The sequence below is a fragment of the uncultured Roseovarius sp. genome, assembly GCF_947259555.1.
Lineage (GTDB): Bacteria > Pseudomonadota > Alphaproteobacteria > Rhodobacterales > Rhodobacteraceae > Roseovarius.
Genome location: NZ_CAMYMD010000105.1, coordinates 1 through 14,314 on the forward strand (window position 1 = coordinate 1; position 14,314 = coordinate 14,314).

12 protein-coding genes and 1 pseudogene are annotated in these 14,314 nt (G+C 64.4%); 5 read left to right on the plus strand and 8 right to left on the minus strand.

Going from position 1 to position 14,314, the window contains the following annotated elements; genetic code table 11:
* A pseudogene (locus tag Q0X85_RS18055) lies at positions 1-461 on the plus strand (ATP-dependent RNA helicase); the annotation flags it as partial.
* A 155-nt stretch (positions 462-616) separates the two neighbouring features.
* Here Q0X85_RS18055 and argE read toward each other — a convergent pair.
* Together argE and Q0X85_RS18065 are read right to left on the minus strand one after the other, a co-directional pair.
* Positions 617-1,780, minus strand: coding sequence for an acetylornithine deacetylase (argE, locus tag Q0X85_RS18060; RefSeq protein ID WP_297774335.1), 1,164 nt, complete (start codon positions 1,778-1,780; stop codon positions 617-619).
* Between the two features lie 2 nt (positions 1,781-1,782).
* Positions 1,783-3,603 (minus strand): ABC transporter ATP-binding protein, encoded by a 1,821-nt coding sequence (locus Q0X85_RS18065; RefSeq protein WP_297774337.1) that lies wholly within the window; start codon positions 3,601-3,603, stop codon positions 1,783-1,785.
* Positions 3,604-3,853: 250 nt separating this feature from the next.
* Here Q0X85_RS18065 and Q0X85_RS18070 point away from each other — a divergent pair, with 250 nt between their 5' ends.
* From Q0X85_RS18070 to Q0X85_RS18080, 3 genes are all read left to right on the plus strand, one after another.
* Positions 3,854-5,560 carry a peptide ABC transporter substrate-binding protein gene (locus Q0X85_RS18070; protein WP_297774339.1) on the plus strand — a complete coding sequence of 569 codons (1,707 nt, stop codon included), beginning with the start codon at positions 3,854-3,856 and terminating at the stop codon, positions 5,558-5,560.
* A gap of 76 nt (positions 5,561-5,636) precedes the next feature.
* Positions 5,637-6,644: an ABC transporter permease gene (locus Q0X85_RS18075; protein WP_297774342.1), complete on the plus strand. Its 1,008-nt coding sequence runs from the start codon at positions 5,637-5,639 to the stop codon at positions 6,642-6,644.
* Positions 6,637-7,575: an ABC transporter permease gene (locus Q0X85_RS18080; RefSeq protein WP_297774344.1), complete on the plus strand. Its 939-nt coding sequence runs from the start codon at positions 6,637-6,639 to the stop codon at positions 7,573-7,575. Before Q0X85_RS18075 ends, Q0X85_RS18080 begins: the two co-directional genes overlap by 8 nt.
* A 132-nt stretch (positions 7,576-7,707) precedes the next feature.
* On the opposite strand, the gene mltG is transcribed toward Q0X85_RS18080, so the two are convergent.
* The 6 genes from mltG to Q0X85_RS18110 all read right to left on the minus strand — a co-directional run bounded on the left by mltG (position 7,708) and on the right by Q0X85_RS18110 (position 12,871).
* A complete protein-coding gene (gene mltG, locus Q0X85_RS18085) occupies positions 7,708-8,868 on the minus strand; it encodes an endolytic transglycosylase MltG (RefSeq protein ID WP_297774347.1) in 1,161 nt (386 codons plus the stop codon).
* Positions 8,868-10,127: a beta-ketoacyl-ACP synthase II gene (fabF, locus tag Q0X85_RS18090; RefSeq protein WP_297774350.1), complete on the minus strand. Its 1,260-nt coding sequence runs from the start codon at positions 10,125-10,127 to the stop codon at positions 8,868-8,870. Before fabF ends, mltG begins: the two co-directional genes overlap by 1 nt.
* A 288-nt stretch (positions 10,128-10,415) precedes the next feature.
* Positions 10,416-11,159 (minus strand): 1-(5-phosphoribosyl)-5-[(5-phosphoribosylamino)methylideneamino] imidazole-4-carboxamide isomerase, encoded by a 744-nt coding sequence (locus Q0X85_RS18095; RefSeq protein WP_297774353.1) that lies wholly within the window; start codon positions 11,157-11,159, stop codon positions 10,416-10,418.
* A gap of 127 nt (positions 11,160-11,286) precedes the next feature.
* Positions 11,287-11,685, minus strand: a complete 399-nt coding sequence (locus Q0X85_RS18100; RefSeq protein WP_297774355.1) for a DUF4864 domain-containing protein — start codon at positions 11,683-11,685, stop codon at positions 11,287-11,289.
* A gap of 49 nt (positions 11,686-11,734) precedes the next feature.
* Positions 11,735-12,139, minus strand: coding sequence for a c-type cytochrome (locus tag Q0X85_RS18105; protein WP_297774358.1), 405 nt, complete (start codon positions 12,137-12,139; stop codon positions 11,735-11,737).
* A 90-nt stretch (positions 12,140-12,229) separates the two neighbouring features.
* On the minus strand, positions 12,230-12,871 hold the full coding sequence (locus Q0X85_RS18110; protein WP_297774361.1) for a response regulator transcription factor: 642 nt from the start codon (positions 12,869-12,871) through the stop codon (positions 12,230-12,232).
* Between the two features lie 227 nt (positions 12,872-13,098).
* Between Q0X85_RS18110 and Q0X85_RS18115 the strand changes: the two genes are divergently transcribed.
* Positions 13,099-14,304: an aminotransferase class V-fold PLP-dependent enzyme gene (locus Q0X85_RS18115; RefSeq protein ID WP_297774364.1), complete on the plus strand. Its 1,206-nt coding sequence runs from the start codon at positions 13,099-13,101 to the stop codon at positions 14,302-14,304.
* Positions 14,305-14,314 lie beyond the last annotated feature (10 nt).

Below are 14,314 nucleotides of genomic sequence, written 5' to 3' on the forward strand. Positions count from 1 at the left end.
GTGAGGACCGTGCCCCGCGTGACAAGGACGCCCCGCGCCCCGCGCCCAAACCCCGCGCGCGCCCTGCGCCCAAGCCCGACCGGATGGAACAGGCGGTCGAGAGCGGCGCGGTGACGCCCGCGCGCAAGCCCCGGTCTGACGCGCCAAAACCGGCGGACAAGAAACCATGGGCCGATAAAAAGCCGGGCAAACCCGCTTATGACAAGAAGCCCGGCAAGCCGGGGGCCAAGCCGTTTGACAAGCCCAAGGCCAAACCCGCGCCGCGCCCCGAGGCCCCTGCCGCGCCCGCCAAGCCCAAACCCAATCTGGCCGCTGACACCTCCAAACGCTTCACGCCGCCGGGCACGCCCGGAAAACCCGGCAAACCCGGCAAGCCGGGAAAACCCAAACCCAAGGGCGCACCGGCCAAATCCCGCGCCGGATTCGGCGGCAGCACACCACCGAAACGGCGCAAGCCATAGCGCATAGGGCAGGATGAACTTTGGCGTTGGGCGGATATCTGATTGAACCACCCTGCGCGAAACGCGGCCCTAAGGCCGCCGCGCCATCGTCATGCCAGAGTCATGCCTCCGGCATGACGCCACACCGCGGCACGACGATGCGCGGCCCAGAGCCCCTACCCCCGCAATTTCTCCACCAAGCGCCGCATGAAATCATGCCCGGCCTCGAACTGCGCCACGGTGATGAACTCGTCCGGCTGATGCGCCTGCGCGATATCGCCCGGCCCGCAGATCACCGCCGAATAGCCGCGCTCCTGAAACTGCCCCGCCTCGGTGCCGTAGCTGACCACGTGGCGGCCATTGTCGCCGGTAATCTGCCGCGCCAACCCTTCCGCCGCGCCGCCCTCTTCCGGCTGCAACCCCGGCACGCGAAACTTGCGCCGCAATTCGATCCGCGTATCCGGATGCACTGCCTGCATCTCGGCCTCGGCCTCCGCGACCCGCGCCTCAAAGAGCGCGCCCCACTCCTCGGGGTCTTCGCCCGGCACGACGCGGAAATCCATGCCGAAACGGCAGTCCTTGGCGGTGATGTTATGCGCCGTCCCGCCCGTGATCTGACCGACATGCAGCGTCGTCCAGGGCGGCTCGAACATTGACCCAAGCTCCGACGGCGTGCGCGCGCGGTTCTCGGCGTTTTGCTGATTGGCCCAGTCGATCAGCGGCGCGGCAGCCATGATCGCGTTGACCCCGCGATGCATGATCGAGCTGTGCACCTCAAAGCCCACCACATGCACGTCGTAGCCCAGCCCCCCCTTGTGGCCCGTCACCGCCTGCAGGGTCGACGGCTCTCCGATGATCGCCAGCTCCGCGCGCGGCAACACCTCCAGCATCCGCTCGATCATCGGCGGCGCGCCAACGCAGCCCACCTCCTCGTCATAGCTCAGCGCCAGTTGCAGGGGCCGCGCCACACCCAGCAGATGCGCCTCGACCAGCGCCCAGATCGCGAGCGCGTCAAAGCCCTTCATATCGACGCAACCGCGCCCGAAATACTTGCCGTCCCGCTCCTCCACGGTAAACGGATCGGTCGTCCAGGGCTGGCCATCCACCGGCACCACGTCGGTATGCCCCGAGAGCACCACACCACCTTCGACCTCCGGCCCGACATGGGCGAACAGCGCGGCCTTCTCCCCGGTCTCGTCATAAAGGCGATGCGCGGTGATGCCGTTCTCCCGCAGATAGTCCTCGACCCAATCCACCAGCGGCAGATTGCTGTCACGGCTCACGGTGGGAAAGCTCACGAGCTGCGTCATCAGCTCGACCGGCGTCAGTCTTTGGGTCATGATCAATAGCCGCTATCAGAGGTCAGCACGAAATGGCCCGGTTCCACCTCTTTGTATTCTGACGGTCCCGGCTCGTATCCGACTGGGTGGATCGGCGACGGGATCGGCTTGAAATTGAGGTCCTTCTCGGATTTGCGGCGGCGCGGATCGGCCACCGGCACCGCCTTCATCAGCGCCTGCGTATAGGGGTGCTGCGGGTTCTCGAAGACGGCGGCGCGCGGGCCGCGTTCGACGATCCGGCCAAGGTACATCACGCCGACATCATGGCTCACGCGCTCGACCACCGCCATGTCATGGCTGATGAAGAGATAACTCAGACCAAGTTCTGCCTGCAATTCCATCATCAGGTTCAGCACCTGCGCCTGCACGCTCACGTCAAGCGCGCTCACCGCCTCATCGGCCACGATCAGCTTGGGGTTCAGCGCAAGCGCGCGGGCGATCGCCACGCGCTGCCGCTGCCCGCCCGAGAGTTCATGCGGAAAGCGCCGCAGGAACGAGCGCGGCAATTCCACCCGGTCAAACAGCATCGCCACCCGGTCATCCATTTCCGAGCGGCTGACAAGGCCATAATTGCGCATCGGCTCGGCCACCTGATCGGCCAGCTTCATCTGCGGATTGAGGCTCGCGAACGGGTCCTGAAAGACCATCTGCATATCGACCCGAGCCTTGCGCAAATTACCGGGGGCGAGCGCGATGATATCGGTGCCATCCAGCACCACCTCGCCCGCCATCGGCTCCACCAGCCGCAGGATCGAGCGCCCGGCGGTGGATTTCCCGCACCCGCTCTCGCCCACAAGGCTCAGCGTGCGGCCCTTGGCGAGCGAAAAGGACAGATCCTCGACCGCATGCACATTGGCGACCGTCCGGCGAAAGAACCCGCCCTTGACGGCGAACCGCGTGGTCAGGCCCTTGACGTGCAACAGCTCCTCGTCTTGGCCCTTGATCGGCTTGATATCCTGCGCATCCGCGCCCACCAGCTTCATCGGTTCGGGATAGGCCTTGCCGCGCATCTCGCCCAGCTTGGGCACGGCAGCCAGCAGCGCACGGGTATAATCATGCTGAGGCGCCTCAAAGATCTGCTCGACCGGCCCCTCCTCGACCTTGTTGCCGCGGAACATCACGACCACCCGGTCGGCCATCTGCGCCACCACCGCCATGTCATGGGTGATAAAGATCACCGCCGTCCCGGTGTCGCGCTTCAGCCGGTCCATCAACGCCAGAATTTCGGCCTGAATCGTCACGTCGAGCGCCGTCGTCGGCTCATCCGCGATCAAGAGGCGCGGCTTGCAGGCCAGCGCCATGGCGATGACCACGCGCTGCCGCATGCCGCCCGACAGCTCATGCGGATACTGGTCAAGACGGCGCTCCGGCTCCGGGATACGCACCTCCTTCAAGAGGTCCAGCGCCCGCGCACGGGCCTGCCGCTTGTCCATCCCGCGATGCACGCGCAAGCCTTCGGACAGCTGCCGCCCCACGGTAAAGACCGGGTTGAGCGCGGTCATCGGCTCCTGAAAGATCATCCCGATCTCGTTGCCCCGGATCGTGCGCATCAGCCCCTGTTCGGTCGTGGCAAGGTCGACCTCGCCGCCCTCGCGGCGGTCAAACAGCATCCGCCCGCCCGCGATCGTGCCGCCGCCATACTCAATAAGCCGCATCAGCGACAGTGACGACACCGACTTGCCCGATCCCGATTCGCCCACGATGCAGACGGTCTCACCGGGATTGACCTCGAAAGAGACATCCTCGACCCCCACCACGGGGCCGTCCTTGGTCTCGAAGGTGACCCGAAGGTTCTCGATCCGGGCAATCGGAGTGTCCAGCATGACGCGCCTCGTTTTGCATATCGTCCAAGCCTGAACGCTACGCATAACCGCCGCAGCCTGTCAAACGTCGAACGAAAGCGAACCCTTCTCGCGTTCCATTGATGCTCGCACCCTTGCTTTTTGACGAAATCCAGTCTGTGATGGTCAGACCGGTTGGGGCCGGGGCGGGCACCACCCCCCCGGCTGCCCCGACAAAACGGAACCACAGATGGCCGCAGAGCCATCGCAACAGCGGAGGATATACACCGTTATGACCCTCAGACCGATTCTCTTGGGCGCCACCGCGCTCGCCGGTCTCGCCTCGATGGCGATGGCCGAGCGTGGCGCGGATGGCCATGTTAACGTGATCTACTGGCAGGCGCCGTCGATCATGAACCCATATCTGACCGGCGGCACCAAGGAGCGCGAGGCCGCCAGCCTCGTGATCGAGCCGCTCGCGCGCTATAACGAGAAGGGCGCGTTGGTGCCCTATCTCGCCGAGGACATTCCCACCGTCGAAAACGGCGGCGTATCCGAAGACCTCAAGTCGATCACCTGGAAGATCAAGCCGGGACTGACATGGTCGGACGGCACGCCCTTCACCGCGACGGACGTGAAATTCACCGCCGATTACTGCATGAACCCCGAAGGCGGCTGCGCCCAGCTCGCCAAGTTCGAAGGCGTGGCCGACGTCGAGGTGGTCGACGATCTGACCGTGACCGTGCATTTCGACGGGCCGCAGCCCAACCCGTACGGTCCGTTCACCGGCGGGACATCGCCGATCATCCAGGCCGCGCAATATGCCGACTGCACCGGCGCGCGGGCCTCGGAATGCGCCGATGAAAATTTCCACCCCATCGGCACCGGGCCCTTCGTGGTCGATGAGTTCCGCCCGAATGACGTGATCTCCCTGTCGGCCAACGAGAACTATCGCGATCCCGACAAGCCGCATTTCGCCACCATGACCTTCAAGGGCGGCGGCGATGCCACCTCGGCAGGCCGTGCGGTGCTGGAGACCGGCGAATTCGACTACGCCTGGAACCTGCAGCTTGCCCCCGACGTGATCGCCAACATGGAAGAGGCCGGCCAGGGCGAGGCGCTCGCCGCCTTCGGCACTCTGGTCGAGAGGCTGGAAATGAACCTCACCGATCCCTCGCCGGACCTGCCCGATGGCGAACGCGCGACCGCCGACCATCCGCACCCGTTCCTGACCGATCCGGCGGTGCGCAAGGCGCTGTCGATGGCCATCGACCGCGTGTTGCTGACCGAGATCGGCTATGGCAAGGCGGGCAAGCCGACCTGTGACTGGGTGCCCGCCCCCGAGATCTATGCCGCGAATAACACCCATTGCCTCGAACAGGACATCGACGGCGCCAAGGCGCTTCTGGATGAGGCCGGCTGGACCGACAGCGATGGAGACGGCGTGCGCGAAAAGGACGGCGTGAAACTCTCGATCCTCTACCAGACCTCGACCAACGCCGTGCGCCAGGACTTCCAGGCGCTGATCAAGCAGTGGTGGGCGGAAATCGGCGTCGAGACCGAGCTGCGCAATATCAATGCGAGCGTCTTTTTCGGCGGCGATCCGGGCAGTCCCGACACCTTCGTCAAGTTCTACGCCGATGTCGAGATGTATGCCAACAACTTCGACGGCACCGACCCGCAGAGCTATCTGGCGTCGCGCACCTGCGAGAAAATCCCGCGGCCCGCAACGCAGTGGCAGGGCGAGAACATCAACCGGTATTGCAACCCGGACTATGATGCGCTGATCAAGGAGCTGGGCGGCACCGCGGAACTGTCGAAGCGCGGTGAGATCGCCATCGAGCTCAACAACATGGTCACCAGAGACAGCAACGTGATCATCCCGCTGGTCCACCGTGGCCGGGTTTCGGCCAAATCCAACACGCTCGGCGGTGTGGTGATGAACACCTGGGATACCGAGCTGTGGAACGCGGCCGACTGGTACCGCATCAAGGAGTGATCCGGCCCGCGCCGGATAAGGGCCGGGCGCATGCCCGGCCCCTCTTTTCATTGAATACCCCGCAGAGGCGCCGCGCATGCTGACCTATACGATCCGACGGCTCGTGCTCTCGATTCCGACGCTGCTGTTCATCAGCCTCGTGATCTTCCTGCTGCTCGAACTCGCCCCCGGCGACCCGATGGCGCAAGTACCATTGACCGTGCCGCCCGAGGTCAAGGAACGCATGCGCGAGGCATTGGGCCTCGGCGAGCCGACGCATGTGCGGTTTTTCAAGTGGATGTACCAGTTTTTCGTGGTCGAGCCGATGCTGCTCTTCGACCACATCTTCGGCACCGCGCTGGCCGAGGGCCAGCAGCGCGTGCTCAGCTGGCAGTTCCGCTCGCCGGTCATGGACGTGATCGTGCAGCGCATGCCGCAGACCCTGTGGGTGGTGGCGATGTCCTACGTGGTGGGCATCCTGATTGCGCTCCCCATCGGCATCTATTCCGCCTACCGGCAATATTCGCTCTTCGATCAGGCGGGCACCTTCATCACCATGGTGGGCTATTCGGTGCCGCCGTTCTTCTCGGGCGTGCTGGTGATCGTGATCTTCTCGGTGCAACTGGGCTGGCTGCCCTCGATCTACGACACCACGCTCGAGGTGGTCGACTGGGCGACCTTCAAGAAACAGATCCTGCAAATGGTGATGCCGGTGATGGTGCTGGCGCTGCAGACCACCGCGCAGATCAGCCGCTTCATGCGCGCCTCGATGCTCGACAATCTCAACCAGGATTACGTGCGCACCGCCCGCGCCAAGGGCCTGTCGGAATGGGCGGTCGTCATGGTGCATGTGCTGCGCAACTCGATGATCCCGGTGGTCACCGTCATCGCGCTCGGGGTGCCTTACATCTTCGGCGGCGCGATCATCACCGAGCAGATCTTCAAGGTGAACGGCCTTGGCCAGCTTCTGATCACCGCCATTCAGGCCAATGACCTGCCGATGGTGCAGACCGTGACCTTCATGATCGCGGTGCTCATCGTCATGTTCAATATCGTCGCAGACGTGCTCTATGGCGTGCTCGACCCGAGGATCCGCTATGACTGAGTCCCCCGATCCCAAACCGATCACCGCGCTGGCCGACGAGGGCCCGACAGCCCCGCCGCGCAGCCATTGGCGCGATGTCTGGGACCAGTTCAAATCGCATCGCGGCGCGCTCGCGGGCGGTATCGTGCTCCTGTTCATCATCCTCGCGGTGTTCCTGGGGCCGTACATCTGGCCCTATGACGCCACCTATATCGACATCCGCTCGCGCAATCAGGGGCCCACTTTCGCGCATCCCTTCGGCACCGACCAGTTGGGCCGCGATACGCTGGCGCGGATGCTGGAAGGCGGGCGCACCTCGATTGCCGTGGGGCTGACGGCGATGCTGCTAGCGCTGGTGCTAGGCTCGCTGATCGGGGTTCTGGCCGGGTTCTTCCGCCGTCTCGACGGCCCGCTCATGCGCTTTACCGACCTTTTCCTGTCACTGCCGCTGCTGCCACTGCTCTTGGTGATGGTGCTTCTGTTCCGTGAGGCGCTGAACGGCATGTTCGGCCCGGAAATGGGCATCTTCATCCTGATCGTGGTGGCCATCGGCGTGACCAGCTGGATGCCCACGGCGCGGATCGTGCGCGGTGACGTGCTGGCCCTGAAAGAGCGCGAATTCATCCTTGCCGCCCGCTCCATCGGCACCACGAATTTCAACCTCATCACCCGGCATATCCTGCCCAACGTGATGTCGCCGATCATGGTCTCGGCGACGCTTGGCATCGCCAATGCGATCATCACCGAAAGCGCGCTGTCGTTCTTGGGCCTCGGCTTTCCACCCGATTTCCCCACTTGGGGCCGGCTCTTGAACGACGCGACGCAATACCTGCAGGACTACCCCGAGCGGGTGTTCTGGCCCGGCCTCGCGATCTCGCTGACGGTGCTCTCGATCAACTACATGGGCGACGGCCTGCGCGACGCGCTCGATCCGCGCATCCGGGGGCGTTAAAGCAATTTCAGAAAAAGTTGATAGACTTTTTCGGTTCGAAATTGCGCAAAAACAATGAACTACAGCGTTACGACTGTTTCAACGAAAAGTCGTAACGCTGTAAGACGAGCGGGACGGCCGGGCGCTGCGCGCTCAGTTATTGGCCCGCTCAGCCTCGATTTCACGCCAACGGGCCACGTTGCGGTTATGCTCGTCCAGGGTCTCGGCAAAGACGTGGCCGCCCGTGCCGTCGGCCACAAAGAACACGTAGTCGGTTGTCGCAGGATCGACCGCCGCCTCGATGCTCGCCCGGCCCGGGTTGGCGATCGGCGTGGGCGGCAGCCCCTCGATCACATAGGTGTTCCACGGTGTGACGCCGCGCAACTCGCTCTGTCGAAGGCCACGGCCCAGCGTGCCGCGCCCCTCGGTGACACCGTAGATCACCGTCGGATCGGTCTGGAGCCGCATGCCGCGATTGAGCCGGTTGACAAAGACGCTGGCCACCTGCCTGCGTTCCTCGGGTTCGCCGGTTTCCTTTTCGATGATCGAGGCAAGGATCAGCGCCTCCTGCGCGCTCTCCAGAGGCAGCCCCTCGGCACGCCCCTCCCACGCGGCGGCGAGAAAGACCGCTTGCGCCTCGGCCATCCGCGTCAGAACGCTCTCGCGGCTGTCACCCGCGCGCACCTCATAGCTGTCAGGCGCGAGCGTGCCTTCGTCGGGCACCTCTGCCACCTCACCCTCCAGCACATCGACGGCTTTCAGCCCCTCGACCACCTGCCAGCTGGTGATGCCCTCGGCAAAGGCGATGCGATAGCGCGTATCGGCCTGATCCCGCACGGTGTCGAAGATCTCGGGCGCGCTGACCTCCTCGGCCATCGGATCAAAGGCGGCGCGCTCCTCGTAGCGGCCCGTGCCGGTATCAAGCTCACGCACCACCACCTCGGCCGAGGTCACGCCGATGCGATACACCACCTCGGTGCCACAGCTGCTCGCGCCGCCCCGGGTGATGATGTCGGTGATCTCCGACATGCTTGCGCCCTGCGGAATGAGCCAGCTACCGGCCTTCAGATCATCGGCTTTCTCGGCATAATCCGCGCCGATGCGAAAGATCGCGCCGCTGGTGACAGCCCCCTCGCCTTCCAGCTTGCGCGACACGATGCGCATGTTGCTGCCCGGCTCCACCCGCAGGCAGATCGGGTCGCCATGCGGCCCCTGCGCGGTGTATTCGCTCTGCCCCCAGAGGATGACCCCCCCGAGCAAGAACACCACAACCACCAGAAGCGTCAGGAAATTAGACGCGATATGCCGCCACATCAGCGCGGTTTCCCCAGCACCAGCGCGGCATTGGTGCCGCCAAAGCCAAAGCTGTTCGACAGCGTCACGTCGATCTTGCGCGCGCGCTTGGCGTTGGGTGCCAGATCGAGCGGCGTCTCGACCGCCGGGTTGTCGAGGTTGATCGTCGGCGGCGCCACCTGATCGCGGATCGCCAGGATCGAGAAAATCGCCTCGACCGCGCCCGCCGCGCCCAGCAAATGCCCGACCGAGGATTTCGTCGAACTCATCGTGGCCTTGCCCGCCGCATCTCCCAGCAGGGTCTCCACCGCCTTCAGCTCGATCGTGTCTGCCATGGTCGAGGTGCCATGCGCGTTGATATAGTCGATATCCGACGGCTCCATCCCGGCATTGCGCAGCGCCGACCGCATCGCGCGCAGCCCGCCATCGCCATCCTCGGACGGCGCGGTGATGTGATAGGCATCCCCCGACAGACCGTAGCCCAGCACCTCGGCATAGATCTTGGCGCCGCGCGCCTTGGCGTGCTCGTATTCCTCAAGCACCACGACACCCGCGCCCTCGCCCATGACAAAGCCGTCGCGATCCACGTCATAGGGGCGGCTGGCACCCTGCGGGTCATCGGCGCGCTTGGTCGACAGCGCCTTGCAGGCGTTGAACCCGGCGATCCCGATCTCGCAGATCGAGGCCTCGGCCCCGCCCGCGACCATGACGTCGGCATCGCCGAACATGATCAGCCGGGCGGCGTCACCAATCGCATGCGCGCCCGTCGCACAGGCGGTCACCACCGAATGGTTCGGGCCCTTAAAGCCGTAGCGAATGCTCACCTGCCCGCTGATCAGGTTGATCAGCGCACCGGGAATAAAGAACGGTGATACCCGCCGCACGCCCTTGTCGCGGATGATATTCGTGGTCTCTTCGATCGAGCGCAGACCGCCGATGCCTGACCCCATCATCACGCCGGTGCGCTCGCGGCCCTCGTCATCCTCCGGCGTCCAGCCCGCATCCTCGACCGCCTGCTGCGCGGCGGCCAGACCGAACAGGATGAAGTGATCCACCTTGCGGCGTTCCTTGGGCTCCATGTAGTGGTCAGGATCAAAGGTCCCGTCACTGCCGTCGCCATAGGGCACTTCGCAGGCGTATTTCGTGATCACGTTCGCCGGATCGAACCGGGTGATCGGCCCGGCCCCGGACTGCCCGTCCAATAGACGGCTCCAGCTTTTCTCGACCCCATCGGCCAAAGGGGTCACCAGACCCAGACCCGTGACAACGACACGCCGCATGATGGTGCCCTTTCCTTTCTTGTTCTTCCGCTGCTCATACCGCGCCTTGACCCTCAGGGGCAAGGGCATCGCACCGTTACACACATGCCTGTGACGCTGAAAAGGCGACACTCTGCTCATAGTGTAGCATGCGCGAAAAGGATGTGCGCGATTTGCCTGCCCTCGGCCCCGAGGCGCAGGACAGAGGCCACATGCCGCCCGGGTTCCGCGCCAGATCAACCCGCGATCCGGTCTCCAGATCGCGACGGCCGGTCAGAAACGACGGGGCAAGGCACCGTCTCTCTTATCCTAGATAAACTCCGCCTTCGGCTCCGGGGCCGCGCGCGCCACGGCAAGCGCCTCGGCCAGATCGACATCCTTGGCCAAGAGCGCGCGGCCGATGAGTGTGCCCGAGATGTTGGGGATGTAACGCAGCCGCGCAACATCATCGACACTGCGCACGGTGCCCCGCGCGATCACCGGCAGGCGGGTCTGCGCCGCAAGCCCCGAGATCACCCCGAGGCTGCCATCGCTGTCTTCGATGTCGGCGTCGATATCGGTGACCAGAACTCCGGCCAGCGGCACGCCCTCGAAGGCGGCCAGAAAATCTTCGGGACCAAAGGCCGACGGGTTCCGCCACCCATCTGTCATCAGCTTGCCCTGAAAGATATCCAGCGCAACAACGATCTGGTCCGGGTGGTATTTTGCCAGTTCCTTGACGCCCTCGGGATCATGCACCGCCATCGTTCCCAGCACGATCCGCCCCGCGCCCTTGTCGATCCACTGCGTCACCGTCTCGCGCGAGCGAAATCCGCCACCCAGCTGCACCGGAATGCCGACCGCGCGGATGATCTCCGTGACCAGATCGACGTTGGCGCCGTCGCCACGAACTCCGTTCATGTCCGTGAGGTGCATCCAGCTTGCACCCGCCGCTGCAAAACCGCGCGCGGTCTCGACCGGATCGACATGCCAGATCATCGGCTCGTCAAGCCGCCCCCGCGTGAGGCTCACGCATTTGCCATCGAGAATTTCCAGAGTCGGATACAGGTTCATCGCCGCGCCCTTGTCAGGTGAATCACCCGGTGCCATTACCGGGACGGCGCGATTGTGCCCCGGCATCGTAGACCAGACTGTTCCGAAATCGGCATCATGGACCACTTTCGCGCCCCGGTTGGGCGGTTCAAGCCAAACTCTCGGGCGCACGGCGAACACGCACGCCGTTGATCAGCCAGCCACCCTCGCTCTCGATCATCTCGTAATCGACAATCCAGCCCTTGCCGGACACGTCCCGGATGCTCACGCTTTGCCAGAGCGATCCGCCGATTTCCTCGGCCTCGAGAAACACCACATCAGACGGCTGCCACACCATCGGATAGCCCTCGCGCACCATGTCGCCAAAGCGTTCCGGTGAGCCGAACTTGTCTTGAATGAACGGGCTCGCATAATTGTAGGCCCGGTCGACATCTTCCGCGAGAAACGCTTCGATCTGCGCCGAAATCACGGCGCGCGCGCCGTCATTGGCATGAAGCGGCCCGACCAGACCGAGCACGACTGCAAAGGACAGTATCAGATATCGCATGATGCACCTCCGTAGGTAGGAGGTAGCACAGCAACGGTCCAGGTCAATTTCACGGCTGTTGCAGGCTCTGCAAATAGGCCACGAGGTCGATCACGGGCTGGCTCGTCAACATGATTTCGCCCGTCTCGGTCTTGATCGCCACACCCCGCCCCTCGAAAAATCCACCATAGATCGGCATCGGGCTGCCATGGGCGACAAGCGGATCACGCCCGTCGATCCTGCGAATGACACGCTCCAGCGGGAAATAGCCGCCGGTGTTCAGCCGCAACGCCGTAAGGTCTGTGGGATGCAGGGTCAGCACGGCGCGCATCGGCCCGTGCCCGGTGCCGCCCGGCCCGTGACAGGCGGCGCAGTACCGCTCATACGTTTCCTCTCCAGCCCGCACATCCTGCGCAAAGGCCGGTTGAATCATGGTCAATGCAGCGAGTGTCAGCGTGGTGATCGTCTTGCGCATCGGGACCTCCTCACAACGGGCAATTCACCCGCTTTCGGATACTGTACCACGTTTCGGCAGCGTCACCTTGATCCCCGTCAATCCGTGGCCTCAATACGTCCCCGCCACGTATTTCGCGATCGCCCCGCCACGCGAATTCACGTCGAGTTTCTGATAAATCGCCTTGAGGTAATATTTCACCGTATTTTCCGACAGCCCCAGCCGCGCGGAAATCTGGAAATTCGTCAGACCATCGACCAGCAGCCCGAGGATCTCATGCTCGCGCCGGGTCAGGCTATCCCCCTGCTCGCCCATCAGCCGCTTGAGGATCTCCACCGGCAGCAGGCTGTGCCCCTCGACCAGATGCCCGAGGATGCGCGGCAGGCTGGTCAGCACCTGCCCCATCATGCAGACTGAGTGCGCCCCCGCCTTCACCGCCGTGCGGATGAAGGCAAACTCGGTCTCTTCGGCGACAACCACCACCATGACGCGGGGATGATCGCGGCGCAGGGTCTCCAGCACCCGGCCCAGATCGGCATCGGCCAGCCGCACGCCCAAGACAACGATGGCAGGCCCTTTGCGCGCGCCCAGCGCCTTGCGCAAGCTCGCCTGATCGGTCGCGAACGGCCCCAGCCGCACCTGCGCCATCTGCGCCACCAGTGACCCCAGACCCTGACAGACAATCAGTTGCCGGTCGGCCACGATCACCTCGGGCACACCCTGTTCCGCGTCCTGAGCGGTCGCTTCTGTCATGTCTCGCACGGTCTCCTCCTCCGTAGAGGCCAAATAGAACCAATGAACACCCTGAAATCAAACGATTTTTCGGCATGCAACCGCATGCCGTGGATACCTACCCGGGTAGGCCACCCCTACCCGGCAGGGCAAATGCCCGCCCGCATGGCCGCGCTTTTCCATGCACGCGGGCATTACCCGATGGCCTCATGCCGCCGATAAACGGGGCAACCTGAGAGGAGGATCCCATGAACGGCAACACCCATCTATTCATCCCCGGCCCCACCAATATCCCCGAGGAGGTGCGTCGCGCGATGAACGTCCCCATGGAGGACATGCGCGCACCTGACTTCGGCGATTTCATCTCGCCGCTGCTTGCGGATCTGAAAAAGGTGTTCCGCACCGAGACCGGCCGCGTCTTCATCTTCCCCGGCTCCGGCACCGGCGCATGGGAATCCGCGATCACCAACACGCTCCGCACCGGCGACCGCGTGCTGATGTCGCGTTTCGGCCAGTTTTCAATGCTTTGGGTCGATATGGCCGAGCGTCTCGGCCTCGAGGTCGACGTGATCGACGTCGAGTGGGGCAAGGGTGTGCCGGTCGAGGATTATGCCGCTCGCCTCGCCGCCGACACCGGCCACGAGATCAAGGCCGTCTTCGCCACCCATAACGAGACCGCCACCGGCGTCTCCTCCAACATCGCCGCCGTGCGCGCCGCGCTCGACGCCACCGGGCATCCAGCGCTGCTTTTCGTCGATGGCGTCAGCTCCATCGGCTCGATCGAATTCGAGATGGAGGATTGGGGCGTCGACCTCGCCGTTGCGGGCTCGCAAAAGGGGCTGATGCTGCCCGCCGGTCTCGGCCTGCTCGCGGTCAGCGAAAAGGCCCTCGCCGCCCATGAGCGCGCCAATATGCCGCGCTGCTACTTCAGCTTTTCGGACATGATCCGCCTCAACGACACCGGCTATTTCCCCTACACGCCCCCCACCCAACTGCTGCGGGGCCTGCGCGTCTCGCTCGACATGCTGCTCGATGCCGGGATGGAAAGCGTATGGGACCGGCATCACCGCCTCGCCTCCGGCGTGCGCGCCGCCGTGGCCGAATGGCAGGGCTGCCGCCTCGTGGCCGACGCGCCCGAATGGCATTCCGACACCGTGTCGGCGATCTACGCCCCCGACGGCATCGACGCCCGCACCGTGATCGAGACCGCCTATCACAAATACCAGACCTCGCTCGGCTCCGGCCTCGCCAAGCTCGCCGGCCGCGCCTTCCGCATCGGCCATCTCGGGTCCCTCAACCCGGTGATGCTCTGCGGTGCGCTCTCGGCGGCTGAAATGGCACTCTGCGATGCCGGCGCGGTTATCACCCCCGGTCAGGGCGTCGCCGCAGCGCAAGAGGCGTTTCGCATGTCCACCCCCCCGGTGCAGTCCCGCGCCGCCATTCGCGCCGCGTGAAAGGCCAAAC

Excerpts from the sequence above, each read along its gene's own strand:
- argE (WP_297774335.1), bottom strand. The coding sequence starts at position 1,780 with ATGACCCAAAGACTGACGCCGGTCGAGCTGATGACGCAGCTCGTGAGC.
- Q0X85_RS18065 (WP_297774337.1), bottom strand. The coding sequence starts at position 3,603 with ATGCTGGACACTCCGATTGCCCGGATCGAGAACCTTCGGGTCACCTTC.
- Q0X85_RS18070 (WP_297774339.1), top strand. The coding sequence starts at position 3,854 with ATGACCCTCAGACCGATTCTCTTGGGCGCCACCGCGCTCGCCGGTCTC.
- Q0X85_RS18075 (WP_297774342.1), top strand. The coding sequence starts at position 5,637 with ATGCTGACCTATACGATCCGACGGCTCGTGCTCTCGATTCCGACGCTG.
- Q0X85_RS18080 (WP_297774344.1), top strand. The coding sequence starts at position 6,637 with ATGACTGAGTCCCCCGATCCCAAACCGATCACCGCGCTGGCCGACGAG.
- mltG (WP_297774347.1), bottom strand. The coding sequence starts at position 8,868 with ATGTGGCGGCATATCGCGTCTAATTTCCTGACGCTTCTGGTGGTTGTG.
- fabF (WP_297774350.1), bottom strand. The coding sequence starts at position 10,127 with ATGCGGCGTGTCGTTGTCACGGGTCTGGGTCTGGTGACCCCTTTGGCC.
- Q0X85_RS18095 (WP_297774353.1), bottom strand. The coding sequence starts at position 11,159 with ATGAACCTGTATCCGACTCTGGAAATTCTCGATGGCAAATGCGTGAGC.
- Q0X85_RS18100 (WP_297774355.1), bottom strand. The coding sequence starts at position 11,685 with ATGCGATATCTGATACTGTCCTTTGCAGTCGTGCTCGGTCTGGTCGGG.
- Q0X85_RS18105 (WP_297774358.1), bottom strand. The coding sequence starts at position 12,139 with ATGCGCAAGACGATCACCACGCTGACACTCGCTGCATTGACCATGATT.
- Q0X85_RS18110 (WP_297774361.1), bottom strand. The coding sequence starts at position 12,871 with ATGACAGAAGCGACCGCTCAGGACGCGGAACAGGGTGTGCCCGAGGTG.
- Q0X85_RS18115 (WP_297774364.1), top strand. The coding sequence starts at position 13,099 with ATGAACGGCAACACCCATCTATTCATCCCCGGCCCCACCAATATCCCC.